The sequence below is a fragment of the Rhodococcus sp. PAMC28707 genome (assembly GCF_004795915.1).
In the GTDB taxonomy this organism is placed as follows: Bacteria; Actinomycetota; Actinomycetes; order Mycobacteriales; family Mycobacteriaceae; genus Rhodococcoides.
Genome location: NZ_CP039253.1, coordinates 3522891 through 3543348 on the forward strand (window position 1 = coordinate 3522891; position 20458 = coordinate 3543348).

The 20458-nt window shown below is 61.5% G+C and carries 20 protein-coding genes; 11 read left to right on the top strand and 9 right to left on the bottom strand.

Annotation, left to right across the window (positions count from 1 at the left end; genetic code table 11):
* Positions 1-72: 72 nt before the first annotated feature.
* A complete protein-coding gene (locus tag E5720_RS16220; RefSeq protein WP_136171499.1) occupies positions 73-717 on the bottom strand; it encodes a TetR/AcrR family transcriptional regulator in 645 nt (214 codons plus the stop codon).
* A gap of 79 nt (positions 718-796) precedes the next feature.
* Here E5720_RS16220 and E5720_RS16225 point away from each other — a divergent pair, with 79 nt between their 5' ends.
* Entirely contained in the window at positions 797-1987 is a 1191-nt protein-coding gene (locus tag E5720_RS16225; protein ID WP_136171500.1) for a lipase family protein, read from the top strand.
* A 43-nt stretch (positions 1988-2030) separates the two neighbouring features.
* On the opposite strand, the gene E5720_RS16230 is transcribed toward E5720_RS16225, so the two are convergent.
* Together E5720_RS16230 and E5720_RS16235 are read right to left on the bottom strand one after the other, a co-directional pair.
* Positions 2031-2408: a hypothetical protein gene (locus E5720_RS16230; protein ID WP_136171501.1), complete on the bottom strand. Its 378-nt coding sequence runs from the start codon at positions 2406-2408 to the stop codon at positions 2031-2033.
* A 15-nt stretch (positions 2409-2423) separates the two neighbouring features.
* On the bottom strand, positions 2424-2957 hold the full coding sequence (locus E5720_RS16235; protein ID WP_168708364.1) for a DUF3558 domain-containing protein: 534 nt from the start codon (positions 2955-2957) through the stop codon (positions 2424-2426).
* Positions 2958-3116: 159 nt separating this feature from the next.
* Between E5720_RS16235 and E5720_RS16240 the strand changes: the two genes are divergently transcribed.
* From E5720_RS16240 to E5720_RS16255, 4 genes are all read left to right on the top strand, one after another.
* A complete protein-coding gene (locus E5720_RS16240) occupies positions 3117-4547 on the top strand; it encodes a coniferyl aldehyde dehydrogenase (RefSeq protein WP_136171503.1) in 1431 nt (476 codons plus the stop codon).
* A 48-nt stretch (positions 4548-4595) separates the two neighbouring features.
* Positions 4596-5714 carry an NDMA-dependent alcohol dehydrogenase gene (locus E5720_RS16245; protein WP_136171504.1) on the top strand — a complete coding sequence of 373 codons (1119 nt, stop codon included), beginning with the start codon at positions 4596-4598 and terminating at the stop codon, positions 5712-5714.
* A 496-nt stretch (positions 5715-6210) separates the two neighbouring features.
* On the top strand, positions 6211-7212 hold the full coding sequence (locus E5720_RS16250) for a hypothetical protein (RefSeq protein ID WP_136171505.1): 1002 nt from the start codon (positions 6211-6213) through the stop codon (positions 7210-7212).
* A gap of 328 nt (positions 7213-7540) precedes the next feature.
* Complete coding sequence (locus E5720_RS16255; protein ID WP_136171506.1) at positions 7541-8125, top strand: hypothetical protein; 585 nt, start codon at positions 7541-7543, stop codon at positions 8123-8125.
* A gap of 65 nt (positions 8126-8190) precedes the next feature.
* Here E5720_RS16255 and E5720_RS16260 read toward each other — a convergent pair whose 3' ends face one another.
* Complete coding sequence (locus tag E5720_RS16260; RefSeq protein WP_136171507.1) at positions 8191-9300, bottom strand: FAD-dependent oxidoreductase; 1110 nt, start codon at positions 9298-9300, stop codon at positions 8191-8193.
* A 575-nt stretch (positions 9301-9875) separates the two neighbouring features.
* On the opposite strand from E5720_RS16260, the gene E5720_RS16265 reads away from it, so the two are divergent.
* Entirely contained in the window at positions 9876-10319 is a 444-nt protein-coding gene (locus E5720_RS16265) for a hypothetical protein (protein WP_247595997.1), read from the top strand.
* Between the two features lie 38 nt (positions 10320-10357).
* Here E5720_RS16265 and E5720_RS16270 read toward each other — a convergent pair whose 3' ends face one another.
* Both E5720_RS16270 and E5720_RS16275 read right to left on the bottom strand, forming a co-directional pair.
* Complete coding sequence (locus E5720_RS16270; protein ID WP_136171508.1) at positions 10358-11122, bottom strand: HD domain-containing protein; 765 nt, start codon at positions 11120-11122, stop codon at positions 10358-10360.
* A 373-nt stretch (positions 11123-11495) separates the two neighbouring features.
* The gene (locus tag E5720_RS16275) at positions 11496-11858 is read right to left on the bottom strand and encodes a hypothetical protein (protein ID WP_247595998.1); all 363 of its coding nucleotides are present in this window, start codon (positions 11856-11858) and stop codon (positions 11496-11498) included.
* Positions 11859-12076: 218 nt separating this feature from the next.
* Between E5720_RS16275 and E5720_RS16280 the strand changes: the two genes are divergently transcribed.
* Entirely contained in the window at positions 12077-12541 is a 465-nt protein-coding gene (locus E5720_RS16280) for a hypothetical protein (protein ID WP_136171509.1), read from the top strand.
* A 103-nt stretch (positions 12542-12644) separates the two neighbouring features.
* Positions 12645-13289, top strand: a complete 645-nt coding sequence (locus tag E5720_RS16285; RefSeq protein ID WP_247595999.1) for a VWA domain-containing protein — start codon at positions 12645-12647, stop codon at positions 13287-13289.
* 100 nt (positions 13290-13389) lie between these two features.
* On the opposite strand, the gene E5720_RS16290 is transcribed toward E5720_RS16285, so the two are convergent.
* Positions 13390-14355: a helix-turn-helix domain-containing protein gene (locus E5720_RS16290; RefSeq protein WP_136171510.1), complete on the bottom strand. Its 966-nt coding sequence runs from the start codon at positions 14353-14355 to the stop codon at positions 13390-13392.
* 123 nt (positions 14356-14478) lie between these two features.
* Between E5720_RS16290 and E5720_RS16295 the strand changes: the two genes are divergently transcribed.
* Entirely contained in the window at positions 14479-15111 is a 633-nt protein-coding gene (locus E5720_RS16295) for an isochorismatase family protein (RefSeq protein WP_136171511.1), read from the top strand.
* Between the two features lie 8 nt (positions 15112-15119).
* On the opposite strand, the gene E5720_RS16300 is transcribed toward E5720_RS16295, so the two are convergent.
* Complete coding sequence (locus E5720_RS16300; protein WP_136171512.1) at positions 15120-15941, bottom strand: adenylate/guanylate cyclase domain-containing protein; 822 nt, start codon at positions 15939-15941, stop codon at positions 15120-15122.
* A gap of 153 nt (positions 15942-16094) precedes the next feature.
* Positions 16095-17285, bottom strand: coding sequence for a Fic family protein (locus tag E5720_RS16305; RefSeq protein ID WP_136171513.1), 1191 nt, complete (start codon positions 17283-17285; stop codon positions 16095-16097).
* Positions 17286-17547: 262 nt separating this feature from the next.
* On the opposite strand from E5720_RS16305, the gene E5720_RS16310 reads away from it, so the two are divergent.
* Both E5720_RS16310 and E5720_RS16315 read left to right on the top strand, forming a co-directional pair.
* On the top strand, positions 17548-19992 hold the full coding sequence (locus tag E5720_RS16310; protein ID WP_136171514.1) for an AAA family ATPase: 2445 nt from the start codon (positions 17548-17550) through the stop codon (positions 19990-19992).
* Positions 19989-20345: a hypothetical protein gene (locus E5720_RS16315; protein WP_136171515.1), complete on the top strand. Its 357-nt coding sequence runs from the start codon at positions 19989-19991 to the stop codon at positions 20343-20345. The genes E5720_RS16310 and E5720_RS16315 overlap by 4 nt, the downstream gene beginning before the upstream one ends.
* The last annotated feature ends 113 nt before the right edge of the window (positions 20346-20458 follow it).

Sequence of the window (20458 nt, forward strand, 5' to 3'; positions counted from 1 at the left end):
AACAAAATGCGGGCCAGCTGAGGGTTTGGATGGGCAACCGATTCCGAACACGGGAACCCTGCCTAGTGACAGTCAATGGGCGCGTGATCCGGTAAGCAGCAGGGCGCGCATCAGTGCACACAATTCGGTCTCGAAGGCGTCGAGATCGCGCCACACGCCAGCCACCCGATCGCGCTCCCATGACGCGAGCGCGGAGACCACAAACCGCGCGGCCAGTGCCACCCGGGCCGGGCGGTCTCCGGTGGGGAGGTGTCTGAGTTCGGTGGCGATGTCCATAAGTAGACGTTGCAAATTTTCCAGTCCGGGAATCGGCGGATAGGTCGGGTCATCGGGCATCAGCGGCTGTGGCGATGCGACGAAATCGCTGCGGATGCCTGCCAGCCACTGTTCGTTGAACCGAGCCCAGTATGAGGGCGAACTGGCCGCGACCTCGGTGACGAACGGGCGCACATAGGCCTCGACCAGTGCGCCGAGACGGTCTTGCGCGTCTCCGGCTGCGGTGTGAAGCTCACGGACCAATCCGTCGCTGGTGGCCCTACGCGACCACAGCTCGATCAACAGTGCATGCCAGGACCCGAAGTAGTAGTCCACTGCACCGTTGTTGCGTTGCCCGGCAGCTCGAATGACTTCGCGCACCGAGACGCCTGCTAGTCCTCGCTCGGCAATCAGTCGCTCAGCGGCATCCAAGAGCTCTGTGCGGGTGCTTGAGGCAGGCATGGACGTGAGAGTACTGGAGTGCTAACGTCCCGATTAGGTCACTTGGCCTAAATTGCTGAATCCAGCTTGGGAGAATTGAATGGACACACACTTGCGCCGGGGAGTTCGCTTAGCTGCTGTCCTTGCGGCGGCCGGCCTGATGGTGGCCTGTGGCTCCGCAGTCGACGAGGGCTCGGTAGCGGAACAGTCGAAAGAGCACGGCGCGCTATTGGCTACTCGGCCACTTACCGGCGACGCCGTTCTCCCCGGCGCCGCGCGTAGCGAGCAAATCACCTACCTGTCCCGTGGGCCGCAAGGCAATGACGTCGAGGTGTCCGGCTCGGTGTCGATCCCCGCAGGCGAGGCTCCGGAAGCCGGCTGGCCGGTAATCAGCTGGGCGCACGGGACTACCGGGGTTTCGGACGCATGCGCGCCGTCCTCCGGAACAGTGCCCGGGTCAGACGGTGAATATTTGCGCTACGTCAACGAGACCTTGGACCAATTCCTGCGCGCCGGCTACGTGGTTGCGCAGACGGATTACGTCGGGCTGGGGACGTCGGGGATTCATCCGTACATCAACGGAGACTCCGAAGCAGCAGCCGTCACCGATATCGTGCGCGCAGCTCGCCAGCTGGATTCCAGCGTCGGCACAGGCTGGTACGCCGCCGGGCATAGCCAAGGCGGGCATGCAACATTGTTCGCCGCTGACCAGGGACCGGACCTAGCACCGGAACTCGAACTGCGTGGTGCAGTGTCGATCTCGCCGGGCAACAACCTCGGTGACACTGTCGAGTACTTCGTGGCCGGCGGTCCCGAAGCTCGCGCGGTACTGGGATACCTGCCCTTGATATTGCTCGGCGCGCAGGCAGCCGATCCCGCTCTTGACGCTTACAACTACGTCACAGACGAGATGACGCCGCTTTTGGAGGCTGCGAAGGTCGGTTGCACCGACGCTGTGTGGGCGCTCGCCGACACGGTTCCGCTGGACAAGGTGATCCGTCCCGGGGCTGACTTCACTCCGCTGGTGTCCTACTTGACCGAGCAAAACCCCGATCGTCTCAGTCCTCGTGTACCGACGCTTATCCTGCAGGGCGGCGGGGATACTTCGGTGACCGAACCGGGTTCCGCGGCTCTCGCTGAATCATTGTGCGCGAAAGGATCTCAGGTCGGTTACACCGTCTACGATGGGCTCGATCATGTACCTACGGTGGGTGCTGCAACAAAGGACACCCTCGCATTCCTTGCGACTATCGAAGGTGGACAGTCACCGGCCGGGTTCTGCGGCGACTGATCTGGACACGAGAAGCCGGCGGGCGGATCGGACAGCGACTCGGTTACCGCGGTCCGTTCCGCCCGATCGATATTGCATTTTGCTGGTCGACGTCCTCCGTTGCATCGAAGAACTTTCGGAATACTGCTTGCATCGCCGTGACGACGTCGATGTGGCTTTGGATGACGTCGACGAGGTTGTTCGGGCCACCCACGGCCTTTTGCGAGAATTTGCGGGCGAGCGCGATTCCGGATTCGAAAGTACCCATACCTCGAACGTCTCCCAGCATGCGCGCTGACTCTTGGTTGGATTTTAGGGTCGCCAAATACTCGGTGCATGCCGCGTCGCAGTGTCGTGCGGCCGCAGGGTCGAGCAGTAGATGCCCATCGTCAGCTGCGGTAGCGAGACCGTTCCAGTACTCGATCGGAGAATTTGGAGCCATTTCGATTCCGTCCAGCTAGATCGAGGGTGGGAAGTACTGACTGAGCTCGGCGGTGTGTCGGCGGATGAGCTCACACGGGTCGCCTGGCGGTGAGGCTGTTCCGAAGGTCCTGAGCGTGAACATCACAACGCCCTCTGTGGTGTCGAAGCTGGTGCCGCAGCCTTCGTCTATGGGCATGTCTTCGAGTCCGAATTCGAGGGCCGGTCTTCCGCCCAAGCTGATGTCTTGGAAATCCTGAAATGCAGGGTTTTGTCGAACCTCGTCGAGGGTGAACTGAATCGAGAACAGGACACTGAAGCGGTACCAGGAATTGATTGTCGGGCCGTCCCAACCGCACGCCGTCCAGGCCTTGACGCTTATCCCTTCCAGCCATCCTGACCCAGTTTTCGGATTCAGCCCCGTCGCCGCGATGGCGTCGTCAGGGATGCTGCAGGGTTCGAATTGCTCGGCCAGCCCCGGCACCCCCGCGACGGCCGTTCCATCGACGGGTTGACCGCAGGCTGTGAGGACAGCGGCCACCGCGAGAAGTGGTAACCATCGGCGCTGCACGGGACCCCCATCTGTTCGGCTCGTCGTTGGGTTAGACGCACAGACGCCTGCTTCGGTTCCGTCGATGGTGGTCCATTTCGGTTTCGGGTTGGTCAGTTTCGAGTTCCACTCACCGGGACCTGGGCGCGAGTGATGTGGCCCAGCTCATAGCGTTCGGCCATGGCCCAGAACAGCACAAATTCAGCGCGCATTACCGACATCCTCGATCGTCAGCGCGCGGCAACGAATACCGAGGGCCAGCCCTCAGCCGAGCTGCGGCGACAGCGAATTCAGGCTGTCATCGACATGCTCGTCGCGCATCACGAAGGCCTCGTCGAAGCAATAGACGCGGACTTCGGTGGACGCCCACGCGGTTACTCCCTGATGAACGACGTACTCGGCACGATCACCAGCTTGAAGAACTCGCGTGACAACCTCGAGACGTGGATGGCTCCGCAGGATCGGGCTGTGTTCGCCCCTTATGACCAGCTCGGCGCCAAGGCCCACGTCCGGTATCAGCCGAAGGGCTCTGTCGGCATCCTCGGCACCTGGAACGCTCCGCTCTTCACAGTTCTCAGTCCGTTGGCGGGCGTACTCGCTGCCGGTAACCGTGCCGTCCTCAAACCATCCGAGGTAGTGCCTCGCACCGCCGCACTCCTCGCCGAAATCGTCGAGGAGTCCTTGGATCCCGACGTCGTCGCCATCGTCACCGGTGGACCTGATGTGGCCGAAATGCTGACTTCGCTCCCGTTCGATCACTTTGTCTTCACCGGCAGCTCCTCGGTCGGCAAGCTGGTCATGGCGAATGCCGCGAAGAATCTTGTTCCGGTCACACTGGAGCTGGGCGGTAAGTCCCCGACAGTGATCGGCCGCAGCGCCGACATCGATGCCGCGGCTTTCCGGATAGCTGTCGCCAAGACCACCAACGCCGGCCAACTTTGTGTCAACCCGGACACGACGTATGTTCCTCGCGAACTGCTCGAGCAGTTCGTCGCGTCGACCGCGGAGGTATACGCGGAGCTGCTGCCGACGATCGAGGGCAACCCCGACGCCGTCTCCGTGGTCAACGAGCGCCATGCTGCCCGCGTCGACGGCTACATCGACGACGCCGTTGCCCGCGGTGCCCGTGTCGAGATTGCTCCGGCCGGCGCGATGCCCAGCGAGGGTGGACGTCGTCCGCTTCGGATGGTTGTCGATCCACCTTCCGACTCGGTCATCCGTAGTGAAGAGATCTTCGGTCCTGCCATGGTGGTTCTCGGCTACGACAATCTCGACGACGTCCTCGCCGAGATCAACTCGGGCCCACGTCCGCTGGCTCTGTACTACTTCGGCACCGATGCTGAGGAACAGGCAAAGGTGTTGGACCACACTCTGTCCGGCGGCGTCACCATCAATGACGTGATGATGCACCCCGGCCTTCAGGATGCACCGTTCGGCGGTGTCGGAGCCTCCGGCATGGGCCACTACAACGGCCGTGAGGGCTTCGAGGAGTTCAGCCACGCACGTGCGGTGTTCGAAGCTTCGGCGGTGGAACTACGCCGCGATTGGGGTGTGCTGCCCCCGTATGCAGACGGCTTCTACACCGCGATGGCTTCACAAGTCAGCCCGTAATTCTTTCCTGCACCGATCCCTTAGAACTCTCATCGAGGAGCACACACCGTGAAGACCCGTGGCGCGATCATTCGCAGCACCCCCGGCACATACGAAATCGTCGAGCTCGACCTCGACGCGCCCCGTAGAAACGAGATCACCGTCAAGATGGTGGCCTCTGGCATCTGTCACTCCGACGATCACATAGCGAAAGGTGATCACGCTGTAGGTGTTTACCCGATCTGTGGTGGGCACGAGGGCGCCGGCGTGATCGTCGAGGTCGGTCCGGAGACCATCGGCTTCGAAGAGGGCGAGCACGTGCTGTTCTCGTTCATCGCGGGTTGCGGAAAGTGTCGCTGGTGCGCAAAGGGCATGCAGAACCTGTGCGATCGTGGTGCCGCCATCATGACCGGCGGTCGCCCCGACGACCCGAACAGTTTTCGGTTGAGCCTCGACGGAGAGGTCGTGGCGCAGACCTGCGGTTTGTCCACCTTCAGCGAATACACCACTGTCAGTACTGATTCCGTTATCAAGGTGGCCGACAAGAGCCTGTCACTGGAATCTCTGTGCCTGCTCGGCTGCGGCGTCGGCACCGGCTGGGGCGCGGCCGTCAACTCTGCGGAGGTCTACCCGGGCCAGACCGTGATTGTCATCGGTATCGGCGGGATCGGAATCAACGCAGTCCAGGGTGCCGCGCACGCCGGTGCCGCGCACATCCTGGCCGTCGATCCTGTTGCCTTCAAGCGTGAGAGTGCTTTGAAGTTCGGTGCCACACAAGCATTCTCGACTCTAGAAGAGGCGGCCGATGTTGCGCGTTCGCTGACCAACGGACAGGGTGCCGACGCAGCCATCGTCACTATCGGTGTCACTACCGGCGAGCATATCGCGCAGGCCTTCTCGTCGATCCGCAAGGCCGGCGTGTGCGTGGTGACGGGTCTTGGGAAGATGACCGACGTCGGGATCCCCATCAGCCCGATGGAATTGACGCTGTACCAAAAGCGCTTGGTGGGATCACTTTTCGGAGCGTCAGCACCGAGCGCTGACATCCCTTGGATGATCGACCTATACAAGGCTGGCAAGCTCGAGCTCGACGGTCTGATCACTCAGACCTACACGCTCGACGACGTCGCCCGCGGCTTCGAGGACATGCACGCAGGCCTCAACCTGCGGGGCGTCATCAGGTTCTGACCTCGTCGCCACCGCGCCCTCGGACCGTCGGATCCGAGGGCGCGGTGGCGGGCTGCGTGACGGGTTTCGTCAACTGTGACCCGGTCAGAATCACGTGGACCACTTCTTCGCCCCGTCATCGTGCTTTCAGAGACGGCACCTGGAACCAGACGCTCCTTCGCTGCGTCCAAACGGTAGGTGACGTAGATCCGACGATGGGTGTGGTGATGGAAGTAGATCCGGAAATTTTGAGGCGTTTCGCTTCCGCAGCCCAGGACGCGAGCGACACCGTGGGAAGTATTGACGTTTTTGGACCGTTCTGGTCAGCGCAGAATGCGCTGCCCGGGACAGATCTACAAATACTGTGCGCCGAGGGCGAGCGTATCTCTTCGACAGCGCTCGATGGAATGTCACAGCGTATGGACACAATTGCACGGTCTGCACGAGGAGCTTCCGAGGACTATCGCGTCGCCGATGATGAGTTCGCAGTTCAGCTTCGCTCAATGAATAGTCGCGAATGACGCTAAGCATTGGGGATGTTCGCGCCTGGAACAGTCAGTCTTTGCTCGCTGGTTCACATGGGCTCCGCGGTATTTCCAGGGTGATCTACGGGCGGTGTGGAAGCATCGCGGCAGAGCAGAACGTCCTTGCAGAGCCGTGGCACGGTGACGCCGCCGTTGCCGCAGCTGAGCGCGTCATATCCGAGTGTTCGACCTTGTCGGCTCTCGCTGATGCCTTTTCTTCGTTGGCTACGGAGTTCTCGGCCTCGGCATCGATAGTCGACTCCGTGCGCTCGAACTTGGTGGCCGTCATCGATGAACTTGCCGACAATGGTTTCGAAGTCGCTGACAACGGCGTTGTGACGGCCGACCGAGCAATTGCCTCCCTGGATCAGATTGCGGGGCCACTGGGGGAGGACGCGGTCCTCGCTCTGCAGATCAGAACGCAGGAAGCGACGCTCTCCGTACTCGATGCTCTTCAGCAAGCAAACCACGCTGCACTCGGAGTATGTGACCGAGTGCGCGGCCGAACCTTCGATTTGCAGGATAGTTCGTCAGAGGTGATCGTTGGCCACTTGGCGCTGAGCGAAGACGACGGATTTTCGTGGCGCCCCGATATTCAAGCTATGACCGCAGGTGTCACGATCGGGACGCTTTCGGACGCGACCGGACACGCCTTGAAGACCGCCGCTGCAGCCTCGTCCGACGATCTGGCACTGGGGCTCGGTCGTCGACTGGGACCAGTGGGAGCAGCGTTGGGGACCATACCTGCAATTTCGAATGACATCGAGGGCGGTATGGATCCGACCAAGGCGATCGTCACGGAGGGTGCGGGAGCGGTGACCGGAGTCGTTGTGGGGGGAGCGTTGGGTCAAATCGCCGCAGCTGGGATCGCCGGCTCAGCTGTCGGTTCCGTGATCCCCGGCGCAGGCACCGCGGCCGGATTGGTGGTAGGAGTGGCGATGGGGGCAGCTCTGGCCTACGGCGTTCCCAAATTCGGTCAATGGATCTGGGAGTAACGCAGTGGACGAAATGGATACAACACCAGCTGGCATTGTACGAACCGTCGAATGGTTACCAGTGTGGCCGCAGACGTTGAGGCCGATGCAGATACTCGCTTCGCTCGTGATCTTGCTGGGTGCTGCAGTGGGGTGCATTCTGGCGTGGAAGGCGGAGTCAGTAGTCGGTCTGATCGGATTCGCAGGTATCGGAGTTCTATGTGGGTGTGGTGGGTGGCTGACGCTCCGTGGGGCGGGTTTCAGATGGGTCAGGCAATCTTCTCGGTTGACCGGTTGCGAAAGTAAGTTGTACGGGAAAGGAATTCGAGTAGGCCCGGAAGCTTTGACAATGAGAGTGCTGATCATTTCAATGCTTTGCTCTAGCGTGTACTACGCGGCTGTTGCGCTGACTTTTTGGAGCGGGATCGAAGTGATGCTGCCGGATTCCCGCAACAGCTCCCCTCATGCGATATTCGCTACGATCTGCGGTGTTGTTCTTGCGGTTGTTGCCATGCTGTTCAGCCTCTTTCGGCCAGCTACCGGCATCGAGATCTACCGTGATGTTGTGATACGAACGGTAGGTAGGCAGCCTTTTGTCCGAATCGGTGCCGACCTGGTGGTGCCCTGGGCCTCCATCGTGGATGTGGCGGACGCAGTCCGGCTCGATACGACTGGACTGTGGACGTCCCGTGACCCTCTGATTCGGCTGGGGGTTCGTGAACCTCTCGACAAGGATGGCAGGCTCGGATGGGATACAGACCACTATCTCCAATTACCCGCCAGCTGGATGGCGGCAGAGCCCAATACGCTCATTGCTGTACTGAGGGCGATGGCCGTGAGCGATGAGAGCCGACGGGAAATTTTGGAGATCAGGCCTGAGACGATATTCATGCCGCCGCCGTTGCGTGAACGAATTCGGAGGGGCATCATCTAGCTTTGAATGGTCCGTCGGCGACGCCGGGTTCACCTCCCGATTCACGAGTTCAAATTTGTTGCCACCTACGACCAGCTGTAACTGAATGGACCGCGGTGGCCGAACCACATCGTGGATGAGCATATTTGCTCTTTGATCAGCGCGGCTTGACGCCCAGTGAGCATTGCGCGTGATCGTGGAACATCGGCAGAGTTGGTCAGCTGAAGTAATCCGTCGCGCCTCCCCAGACTGATGCATTGGCCGGCGAACTTGGGACGCAGCTGTTTCGGTGTGGTGCCAGCTGCCAGGCGCAGAACGGTCTCCGCAGCGTGAACGCCGGTTGGGATTGCAGCTTGGCAGCTCATCCGAAGTGGGGAACTACTGATTGCTGCGGCATCTCCGGCGCCGATCACCGTCGAACTGCTGGTACTGATGAGGTTGTCGTCGACGGTCAGGGCTCCGCGCGAGTCCGTGTTCAGCCCACTGCGCTCGGCGAGGTCAGGGACACCGAATGCGGCCACGTCTACCGTGAGATCGCTCGTCAAGCGAGTCCCGCCCGACAATTCCACGCTACCGGCGCCGATACCGACCACAGCCGTGTTGTCGATGATCTCGACGCCTGCGTCGATGAGATGGGTATACAGACGGCGTCGCCCGCGTTCGCTGACGGTGGGGGCCAGTTGCTGGTCGGAAATCAACCGAATGTTGTGACCGGTGCTCTCGGCGAGCTCTGCTGCTGTTTCGATTCCTGTGAGTCCGCCGCCGATGACCGTGACTGTCGAGCGAGGTGGGAGCTGTTGGAGGCGCGAGCGTGCGCGTTGTGCGGGTTCGAACGTTCCGATCGTGACTGCGTTGGTCGCTGAACCCGGAATTGCCTCGGTACGGCTGTGGCTTCCGACCGCATAGATCAGGTAGTCGTAGTCGAGAGCGCCACCGGACAGTTGAATTCGTCGGGTATGGATGTCGATCGACTCGGCCGCGTCGACCTTCAGTTCGGTCGAGGCGGGGAGGATCGAATCGAGCCGCGTTGCCGCGGTATAGGTACCGGACATGTACTGATGCAGGCGGATTCGTTCGATGAACTGGTCTCGTGGATTGACCATCGTGACATCCGCATCGACGCCGCGGCGGGAAAGCCGATGCGCTGCACTGATACCTGCATAACCCGCGCCGAGAATGACAATTTTCGATGCCATGATGCGATTTACCTCCGATGCCAGGACTCCTGCTCACCATAGTCGGATCGGTGCCGTCTGTATCGGTGACTTGAATCTCAGAGTGCAACATCGGATTCGGTTGATGGGGTGAGCACGACCCAGTCCTGCAGCCACTCGGCTGCAGGGAGGTCGGGCGGGTCTACGGGTTAGGAGCTGCCGAACAACGGAGTTCCGCCTCGTGGTGGCGGCGGGGTCGGGTACCCGTTGTTGTGGCGGTCCCAATTGTTGTATTGCCATTGCCACGCGTCGTGGTGCTGCTGGATTTGGTCACGGAGTGGGCACATGAGCTCACAATCGAGTTTGCATTGGCGTGGCGGGACAACTGACTGCGAATTCGTTGGGCTCGGAATCGAGTGTGCACATGGTCGGAGATCGAAGGCGCCCTGGGTTCTCGACCAAAGGTGACGGTCGGTTCGGTGTAACGGTGAGGAGCAAACTGCGATCTATCTCGCGTCACTCCGCTGCGATAACGTGCGGACATCAGAAAGGCGTCGAGCATGACGAAGTTCAGCCACAGTTCGAGTTCTGCTGCTAGTCGGACCCGGAATCGCGTGGTGAGGTCAATCGGCGTCGCTGCCGCAGTAGGACTTGTAGGAATAGTCTCTGCCTGCAGTTCCGCCGAAGATACGACGGCAGCCTCGGACACCACCAGTGTCGCTTCAACCACCGTCGCGCCTACTACGACAACTACGACGCGTCCCGTTGTTGTCGCTCCTGAGCCAGCGCAGGCGCCACCGGCAGTCGTGACCCCCGAGGCGGTGGCAGCCCCGGTTCTGATGCCTCCGGTGGTGTGCATGAATCTTCAAGCCGCCCAGAACTTGATCCAGGATGCAGGGGTCTTCTTTTCCCGGAGTGAGGACGCATCCGGTGCCGGCCGCATGCAGGTCAACGACTCGAATTGGATCGTCGTCGACCAGACACCGGCTGTTGGGATGCCGATCGAAGAAGGCGATGCGGTCCTATCTGTCGTGAAACTTAGCGAGCCCAACAACTGTTGATCCCACACTGGGCAGGGTCGATTCCGGAGGGCGAGGGGTCAGTCGGATTGGGATCCCTGGGACGATTCGGATTCCTCACGCAGTGATTCGGCCAGCACGTCGAGGCAACTGGTGAGCCGCTCGCGCCCTTCGGGATGCAGTCCAAGCTCGGTTCCGTGGCTTAGTGCCATTTGCTGGAAGATCGGCACCAGCGGTGCGTATTTGGCGCGCAATCGATTTCGCTTGTCGAGGTCGGTGAGAGCGCTCAGGCTACCGGCGTTGTCGATGAAGTCCGTGACTTTCACCAGAAAGGCTCGCGGATCGGCGATGACGGCTTTCACGTGCTCGACGTAAGCCGTGTTCTTCTGTTCCTTGGAGAGCCCAGCCGGACGCGGGGGGTTGGTGACGGCCCAGACGGTGTCCGACACTGTTGTGTTGAAATGCGCTGCAAGTAACCGTGTGGCTTCGGCGGGCGGACTCGCGCTGTGGTCGCCATCCATGAGTTCGACGAGTCGCACGGGTTGGTCTTCGACGGTGTCGTGCAAGACTGCTGCGGCGAGGACCTCTTCGTCGCGGCAGTTGAATCGTATGAGTCGCAGTGTATTTCGCAGTGGATGAGTTATGTACGGTTCGGCGGTACCGTTTTCCCCGGGTCGGATCTGGTCACGATGCGCCTGGGATGCGAGACCCATCGCGGTCTGTAGGAGGGGGCGATCGGCGACCTCGTAGTTGATCGACAGCGTGAGCATCGCGGCGTCCATGTCGTGGGGTCGCAATTTCCGAAAGGTTTTTCCGACGACGTCGGCAGTTCCAAATAAGGTCATAGGTGTCCTTGCAAAGTTGGTGCGGGGAATGTGGGCGGCCTGGAGGCTCGGCCCGATGTCTCTACTGTAGCGGGTAGCTCCGACAAGATGGCATCCACGTTCCTGCAGCCTCGGTTACGCGCAATCACCGGTCACGCAACGCAAAACACGCCTGCGACGGAGAATGCTGAGGCTGAACCCGGGCGCAACATGCCAGATTTTCCTCCACGCTGTACTCGATCGAGTACAGCGTGGAGTGCTCCACACGGCTGCAGACCGGATTCGGTCAATCGACTGAACGACCCATGACGGAAGTCAGCACATCACAGGCCGGCTCGTGGCCCGACTACGAGCACAATGCCACAGCCTTGAAATCCACTGCTACTACATGCGATCAGAATGGGTTGTAGATGGCAATCGTGCGAAAACTACCTGCAGACGAACCCGTCGGGATCTGGACCGACCCCAGGGTGTGGTCGACGCCCGACGGATCAGTCTGCCAGCACGAACCCTGTCCGTGGAAACTGAAGCACCAGATCGGCTGACTTGTCCCGAACGGGCTGATGATCATGGAGTCCCCGCTGCGTGATCCGTAGGCGGCCGGATCGAACGCACTGACGAAGTGCTCCGTCACCTCAGTTGTGAAGATGTTGTCGTAGGGCCCCTCGGCAGCGGCCGGCGTCGCGACGAGTGCGGCGAACCCTACTGCGAGTGCAGCTGCGGCGAGAGTCTTCTTCAGCATTCGTGCTCCGATCATCGAGGGCTCCGGCCCGGTAAAAGATCAATCGGTGACGGGCGAACCCGCGTTACCAACCAGCTGGCCACGTGCATCAGCCTACCCACGGATGTTGTCGGCCCCGTGTGTCATGATTGAAATGCAGAACGGGTTCAGGTTCTGCATTTCGGCGGTGATGTTCCCGCCATTCCTCCCCTCCCGATGTACCTCGTTCGGTGCGTCGACGAAAGGTGTCTGCCATGGCCAAGAAAATTCTCTACATAGATCTCGATAACACGCTGGTGAACTTCCAGTCCGGCATCGACCAGACCGACCCAGCTGACCTCGTCGAATACGAGGGCGACCTCGACGAGATACCACACATCTTCTCGAAGATGGATCCCATCGAGGGTGCGCTCGACGCATACCGCACGCTCGCAGCAGTTTTCGACACCTACATCCTGTCCACGGCGCCGTGGAAGAACGCGAGCGCATGGCACGACAAGGTGCTGTGGGTCCAGAAGCACCTTGGACTCGAGGACGGATCGGTCGCGTACAAGCGTCTCATTCTCTCGCACCACAAGAACCTGAACCGCGGGGACTTTCTGGTCGACGACCGAGATAAGAATGGCGCCAGCGCATTCGAAGGTGAATGGCTTCAGTACGGGGAGGAACCGTACAAGACCTGGGATGAGGTGACGGCCTACTTGCTCGACCGTGCCTGACCTGGGCGGACGTTGCGAGCTCCGATTCTTGTCGGTACCACTCGGTATCGTTTTCGACATCACTTCATCGCGTCGCTTCGACGCATTTCTTCAGGAGGCTCATGTGACCAATCCACAGCTCTCTCTCGTCGTTGCTCTGCTGGACCGTTCGGGCTCGATGCATTCCATTGCCGACGACACCCGCGGCGGGTTCGATTCATTCATCGGAAAAGAGCGCGAGCAGGACGGAAATACCGTCGTGACGCTGGCGCAATTCGATCAGCAGTACGAGCTGGTCTACAGTTCGCAGCCGATCCGAACAGTGCCGCCGCTGGTACTGCGGCCCCGCGGCTCCACCGCGCTGTACGACGCCATCGGCCGGCTCATCACCGACGTCGGCGCCGAACTCGCTGCAGTGTCCGAGGACGAGCGCCCCTGCTCGGTCACCGTTGTGGTGATGACGGACGGTCACGAGAACGCGAGCAAGGAGTGGACCAATACCGCTGTGCGCGAGCTGATCGCGCAGCAGGAGAAGGACTACCAGTGGGACTTCGTGTTCCTCGGGTCCAACATCGATGCCGTCGATGTCGGCACCGATCTGGGCTTTGCACGGGACAAGTCGATGACCTACGTGTCGACGACTGTCGGAGTCACTGCGGCCTTCGATTCGGTGGCGAGCTATCAGGACCGTAAGCGGGCTCAGATACTCGGGGCCCCACCGGTTGCGGGCTTCTCCGAGGCCGATCGTCGCCGGGCGCGTGGGGAATGAGCAAGAAGGGCAGCAGCGGTGCGGCGGAGGGGATCGTCGAGATGGTCTTCTTCCTCTGCATGGTTGCGGCGGTAGTGGGCTGGGTGTTCAGCTAGAGGTACTAGCGTCGTGCATCTTTTTCATCGTGAGTGAACTGCTTCCGATACGCCGTCGGCGTCACCGCGAACGCTGCTACGAAATTCTGACGGAACGTGACGGCACTCCCGAAGCCACAGGCAGCCGATATCTCGTCGATACTCCAGGTCGTCGTTTCGAGAAGAGTGCGTGATTCGGCGAGTCGCTGCTCGAGAACCCACCGCGCCGGCGTGACCCCGGTAGCGAGTTGGAATTGACGAACGAAACTCCTTCGGCTCATTCGAGCCCGTTCGGCGAGCCGCTCGATCGGCAACGGTTCGTTCAGTCGGCCGAGCGACCATTCGAGAACGTTGGCGATGGCCGTGTCCTCGGCGGCACGGGTGAGAGGGCGCTCGATGTACTGCGCCTGACCGCCTTCTCGATGCGGGGCGACGACGAGGCTACGCGCGACTCGTGTCGCGGCCCCCGACCCCAGATGCTTGCGCACGATGTGCAGACAGGCATCGATCGACGACGCCGTGCCTGCGGAGGTCATGACATCGCCGTGATCGATGTAGAGCACCGACTCGTCGAGTTCCAATTGCGAATTCCGCTCGCGTAGCTCAGACATCTTCATCCAGTGCGTGACGGCTGAGCGGCCTTCGAGTAGTCCGGTGTCCGCGACGGCGAACGAACCGAGGCACAAGCCGGCGATCTCTGCTCCGCGCTGGTGCGCGCCGCGCAGCTGGGCCCGCAGAGCATCTCCGATAGGCGGGAGCGTGACGGGCCACGATGGGACGATGACGATATCGGCCCAGTCGACGCTGCTCGGGCCCGAGAGGTCGCCGAGTGCATAGCCCTCAGCGGTCCGGATCGATCCGCCCCGATCGGACCACAGCTGTGTTTCCCAATCGAATGCGAGGCCGAGCCGCGCGACCTCGCCGAAGACCATCAGCGGTGCGGCGAGGTGAAACATCGTGATGTCGTCGAACGCGTACAGCGCGATTTTCATGCTGGGCCTCCAGAAAGTTTGGCGCAAATCCATCGAAAGTATGCATCTGTGCCACTAGCGCGTGCAACTTCGCTGCCGAAAGATAGGAACCGAACCGAGACAACTACTTCAGGAGTGAACGCCATGACCGGACCACGCAGAGCCCTTGTCGTCGTCGACGTCCAGCAGGAATACTTCGACGGCGTCCTGCAGATCCAGTACCCGCCCAGGGCGGAGTCGCTGGCCAACATCGTCAGTGCCCTCGAAGTGGCTGCTGCCCATGACCTTCCGGTCGCGATCGTGCAGCATGAGATGCCGGCCGGAGCGCCTGCGTTCGTGAAGGGGACCCCGACGTACGAACTGCATCCGGACATCGAGGCGCAGATTCAGCCGTCGTTCAAGCGTGTCGAGAAGAAGTTCAGCAGTGTCTTCGCGGGTACCGGCGTCGCTGAATGGTTGACGGCCGAGGGCGTCGATACCGTCACGATCGTTGGCTACATGACGAACAACTGCGACCTGGCATCCGCAGCAGACGCCGAGGTACTCGACGTGACGACCGAGATTCTCTCCGACGCCACCGGTGCGATCAATCTATCGAACGAGGCCGGTACCGTCTCGGCTGAACAGCTGCACAAGGCACTGATGGTGCTCTACCACTCGAACTTCGCCGCGGTCGCTACGACGTCGGACTGGACGGACGCCGTGAAATCCGGAAATGCTTTGTCTGCAAGCAATCTCGTGGTGTCGGCAGCGCAGGGTAACGAGGCGGTTCGCTAGTTTGCGGACTATTTCAACTGTCGTACGGCGTCGGCGGTAGGTAACTCGACTGGATACAACTGGTGACTACCCTTGATGCCTTTGAGTTCGACTGTCCGCGGTGCGCCGAGTGTGATGTCCTCTGCCGCGCTGATTGCGTCTCGCACTGATTTGCTGACGAGGATTTCGCCGCCATCCGCGTGTCCTGCAACCCGCGCCGCCATAGCGACGTTCAGCCCGAAGAGGTCGTCACCTCGGCGCACCGAACTACCCACGTGGACGCCCATGCGCACCCGAATTTGGTTCCATCGATCGGGTTTCTCGCGCAAGGCCTGCTGAACCTCGAGCCCGCACCGCACAGCTTCAGCTGGGTCGGAGAAGGCGATCATGAAACCGTCACCCTGATTTTTCACGACGTGGCCGCCGTGGTTCTCAGCCTGCTTGGTGATGAGCCTGTTGTGTCGTTCGAGCAGCTTCAACCACCCGCGGTCGCCCAACTCTTCGTTGCGTGCAGTGGATCCTTCGATGTCGGAGAAGACGACCACGATGTCGCCGTCGGCAATCATTCGCGCCAGATCCGGGCGTTCGACTCTGGCCCACCCCGCAAGGTCTTCGACGGAGTTGCGCACAGTCGCGCCGAACCCTTTCTGGAACAGGGAATCCGCAGTATCGAATGCCGTCTTGATAGCAAGCGGGGCGAGCCCACGTCGTCGACGGCGAGGTGAGTTGCTCTGGGCGCGCTCGAGCGCGCTCCGTGTGTCACGAAGCTTTTTCTGGGACACGACGAGGAGAACGCCGAGCGCCACGATCGCGGCGAGTTCGACTCCGGCTGCAAGTATCCACAAGGTCACACGGTCATCTTGGTCCATCTGTCGACAACGTGGTGTTTCCCCTACCGACCGAGAACGGTCGTGCGCGCGAGGGCTGGCGTGGGGGAAGCGTGCCGCGCCTCGCTGTCTTCACCCGGATCGTGCTGAGGCCGTGGGTGGGCTTACCAGCGGCGGTCAGAGGTGACTTGTCGTGCGCCGGCCGATTGCGTTGCTCAGGGCATCCAATTCGGCGAGCACGTCGGTAGCGGCCCAGATCTGGTTGCGTTTGCTCGTGGAGATCAGTTCGAGGACGCCCGCATCGGTAAGCCGTCCGAGCGCGCGATAGGTGCTGGCGTCGGTAGTGCCAGTGATCTGTTGCGCCATGTCCGCGTTCAGGATTGGCGTGTCGAGTAGACGGAAGATTATGGCTTCGTCCGCGGAATTCACGCGTGGCGCGGCTAGCTGCTTCCAGCGGGCAGGGAGTTCGGAAAGTGCCCTCGCGGACTCTTCTGCAGCTTCGCTGGCGTGAACAGCGGCGGATGCGAGGTACTCGACGAATTCGTCGGCTCGACCTGCGCGGTATTCGGTGAGTCGATCGAAGTAGCGACTGGTGTCGGCGAGCATCACCGAAGCGAGCGGAACCGTGATCCGCCGTGTGAGTCCACGACGCCGCAAGACAGCGCTGATCAGTGCACGGCCGATGCGGCCGTTGCCATCTGTGAAGGGGTGGATGGATTCGAACTGCGCGTGAGCGATTGCGGCTTGCGCAATGATCGGCACGTCGGTTCGGTTCACGAAAACCATCAGGTCATCCATCAGGGCGGGAACTTGTTCGGGTGGTGGAGGGACAAACAGCGCGTTGATGGGGGTGTAGTCGCTGCCGCCGATCCAGTTCTGAACGTCTCGAAGGTGGCCGCTGTCGCGCGCCGCGTAGAAATCTGGGGCCATCAGTAAGCGGTGTGCATCGAGGAGCGTTGCGAGCGTCATCGGACCACGGCCGGTTGCATCGACCATCGCAATCAGCGCCTTTACGGCGGCCAGCTGGGACAGAGCATCGGTACTGGCTTTACCTCCGACCGATGCGCGACCGAACGCACGCCAACCGGCGTCGACGCGTTCGATCTTCGACGAAGCTACAGACTCGCTCCGAAGCAAGAAGTCGGCGAGGGGCGCAAGATGGTCGCCGAATCCGGCTTCGAGTCGAGCGACTGCGATGACGGCGGCCTCTTGGGATTGAGCGATGCTGCCGGAAGACGAATAATTGAGATCGCCGATGGGTGGCGGGATCGACACCTCGATGCTTTCGAGCATGCGGTCGGCCTTCGAGCCCTGCCGTTGCTGCGGATTCCATGCCTGCGTCTCGTAGCGGTGTGTGGGCCAGGTCAAGGCGGCTCCTCGTCCGAACGTCGAATAGCGGCTTCGTTAGTATACTTTGACCCAGTCAAAGTTAGTCAAGAGTGCGGATAGTGCAGGGCGACCACGCTGCCGACAAGCGTTCTTCGCGCACTCGGGCGCCCGTCAGCAGGTGGCGACAGTGATCGAATCCGTCATCGCCCGAGATCATCCGTGGACACTGTGCGAACTGTCGGTGCGATATGGAACTGTGTGGTCTGGTTGGGGAGACCGTTCGAAACGACAGGGGAGTGCCGTGACCGGAACCGATGAGGCCGTGGACAGACCGCTCGTGGAGGTCGTATTCGACGCCATCGACGCAGACAACGGGCTGGCCGACGACGCGAAGTACTTGGTGCTGGCGGCGCTCGAAGGAACCGACCAGCTCAGCGACCAGCTCGACGGCGTCACGCTGTTGCAGACTCGGCGCGCGGCGCAGGCAGTCATCGAGAAGCCCGTCGGAGCATTCCTGACGTCCATCGAGGTGGCCGGCTTCCGAGGCATCGGCCCGAAGTCCGAACTGAAGCTGCATCCCGCACCTGGCATCACCATCGTCAGCGGACGCAATGGATCCGGCAAGTCCAGCTTCGCCGAGGCACTCGAGTTCGCGGTCACCGGCAAGAGCTACCGGTGGGAGAACAAGGCGAAGCTGTGGAAGGACACCTGGCGGAACCTGCACGAGTCGTCGCAGTGCCAGATCCGTGTCGGCCTGACCATCGAGGGCTCAGAACCCGCCGTCGTCGGCGTCGATTGGTCTGCGGACGCATTGCTCCCCGACAACTCGACGTGGACTCAGATCGGCAAGGCCAAACGTTCGCCCGGCACCAACGGGCTCGGGTGGAAGTCGGCGATCGAACTGCACCGCCCGATCCTGTCGTACGACGAGATCGGCGGTCTCATCGAGGACAGTCCCTCCACGTTGTACGACGCGCTTGCCAAACTGCTCGGGCTCGACGAGATCGCTGACGCCGAGAAGCGGCTCGCATCGGCGTTGAAGGACGCGAAAGTGCCGCGCGGACAAGCGAAAGAAGCGCTGGCGCAACTCAAGCACATTGTCGGAGAATCGACGGATGACCGGGCCCAGTCGGCCGCAACCCTGTTGAAGAAGCGAGCTCCGGACGTCGATGCGGTTCAGGCGCTCGCGACCGGCTCCGCACCGACGCAATCCTCGGCGCTGTCCGGCCTCCGAGCCATCGTCGGCCTGGCAATCCCGTTGAAGGAGCAGGTCGACACTGTCGTCGTAGCGCTCCGGGAGGCGATAGCTGGCACCGTCGACCTGGCTTCCGACGCGCTTGCCATCGTCGAACGACGTAACGCGCTGCTGATGTCCGCCCTGGAACTGCACGCCGACACCGGCACCACCGATTGCCCGGTCTGCGAAACCGGGACTCTCGACGACGCGTGGGCCGAACACGCCCGGACGCGCATGTCCGACGAAGAAGACAAGCTCACGCTCTTCAAGAAGGCTCGTCGCGACTTCGAGGACGCTCGCCGTGCAGCGACCGCACTGATCGACGACCTGACCGACGCGACAGCGGTCGACGGCGTCGAACTCCCATCGCTGGAGTCGTACCAAGAGGCCGTCCTGAAGGTCCGGTCTGCACCTGACGAAGTCACGGAGCTCGCAGAGCACCTCAGTGCGACGTTGCCTGCCGTTGTCGAGTCCGGCGGGCTGCTGCGTCATGAGGCAGCAGCGGCTATCAAAGCTCGGGAAGACACTTGGGCGCCCATCGCGTCACGGTTGGCGTCGTGGGTGCAGATGGAGCAAACGGCAGCGAAGACGGACGCGACCGTCACCAGTCTGGAAGCGGCCAAGAAGTGGATGACGTCGCACGCCATCGACTTACGCAACCAGCGGCTCGAACCGATTGCCGAGCAGGCGCGGGACATCTGGAGCGAACTCCGCCAGGAGAGCAACGTGGATATCGGTGCGATCAGCTTGGAGGGAACCAATACTCGGCGTAAAGCTGTTTTGAAGGGAACGGTCGACGGTGAACCGTCGGAGGCGTTGTCGGTGATGAGCCAGGGCGAGTTGCACGCCTTGGCGTTGGCGCTGTTCATCCCTCGTGCGACGACGCCGAACAGTCCGTTCCGGTTCATCGTTCTCGACGATCCGATCCAGGCCATGGACCCGGCCAAGATCGATGGATTCATCCGGGTGCTGTCGATCCTGGCCAAGACTCGGCAAGTCGTCGTCTTCTCGCACGATGACCGATTAGCCACTGCCATAAGGCAACTCACCGTCGATGCGCGGTTGCTCGAGGTCACCCGCGAGACCGGGTCGAAGATTCACGTCAAGGAGACGCTTAATCAGGCGAAGAGGTACGTCGACGACGTGCGTGCGCTGGTGAAGGATGAGGGCGTGCCTGACGAGGTCAAGCGGCGAGTAGCGCCGGGTCTGTTCCGGCTCGCCATCGAATCCGCAGCGCAGCAGGTGTTCTACGCCAAGGAGCACCGTGCGGGTATGGGACGGCAGGACACGGAGCAGCGCTGGGCGGCAGCGAACAAGACGACGAACAGGCTGAAGTTAGCGGTGCTCGACGATCCCGAGGGAAGCTTGGGCGGGTGGCTGAGCTATCGAGCCGAGCGAGGCCCGACGCTCAAGCTCGCCAACGCCGGCACGCACGGTGAGGTGGTGACGGTCGATGCCCTCGCCGTGAAAGATCTGGGCAGAATGGTCGACGGGATTTTGGCGTCATGACGACCGCGATTTCACCTGCAGTCGGGCTTCGAAACGCGGAGCGTTTGCTCGACGGAACTGTCGGTGCTGCAGGCAGTTCTTCGCGCCTCGCCGCATTCCTCGCCCGGCAAGCGCTCGAAGAGCTGGTCGACGAGCGGTGCCGAGCCCTGGGTGCGGATGTGCCCGGCGCGAACATGCGCTCGAAGCTGGTGATCCTGCGGTCACTGGATACGACAGAACGAGCCGACGCGGCTGCCGTTGCATGGAACAGACTGAGCAACGTGTGCCACCACCATGCGTACGAGTTGTCACCGACGATGGCGGAGGTGCGTGACTTGTGCAAAGTTGTTGCTGTTCTGCTGGATCCAAGCTGAAGGTACGTCCAGTGACCAGGGCCTTCAATGGGACCGGCTGTTACTCCGGCGGGGGTGGTCACCACGTCCATGAAGAACTGAAACTGCTCACCGGCTCGTAGTTGTGGCAGACT